This is a genomic window from Chryseobacterium sp. RR2-3-20, assembly GCF_017808115.1.
Lineage (GTDB): Bacteria > Bacteroidota > Bacteroidia > Flavobacteriales > Weeksellaceae > Chryseobacterium > Chryseobacterium oryzae.
Window position 1 is genome coordinate 1 of the sequence record NZ_JADQBD010000226.1, and the last position, 485, is coordinate 485.

1 pseudogene is annotated in these 485 nt (G+C 36.9%); it reads right to left on the reverse strand.

Going from position 1 to position 485, the window contains the following annotated elements:
• A pseudogene (locus tag IV513_RS15740) lies at nucleotides 1-397 on the reverse strand (transposase); the annotation flags it as partial.
• Nucleotides 398-485 lie beyond the last annotated feature (88 nt).

The following is a 485-nucleotide window of genomic DNA, read 5'->3' on the forward strand; positions in this document are numbered from 1 at the left end:
CTGTTCTTCAATATCTGAAACGCTCATTCCTTTAGCATAAAACGAGATAATGATATTCTCCAAACCATCGATGATATTGTGTCTTTTGGGAACTAAAGCGGGTTCAAAACTCCCTTCTCTATCACGGGGAACTTTAATTTGGCTTCGCCGAACCACTTCGTTAGGTTTCGGATTCGCCAAATGATGATTTTATCTTCTTAGTTCCGTGACCGTTTCGGTAGTTTCCATTGGTGGTTTTTTCGTGTTTTTCATTGTCAAGATGGCTGTCTAATTCAGCATCCAGCATATGTTCTACTGCTTTTTTGTGCAGTTCTTTGAAGAACGAGGTTAAATCTTCTCCGTTTTTGAAGGATTTGTAGAAATCCTTGTTGTTTAATAAATCTTCTTTACTGGTCATAACTGTATAATGTTTAAAAATAGTAAAAAGTTATTTGGCTTCGCCGAACCACTTCGTTAGGTTTCCGAAAAATTTTTTGAGCTTTGAG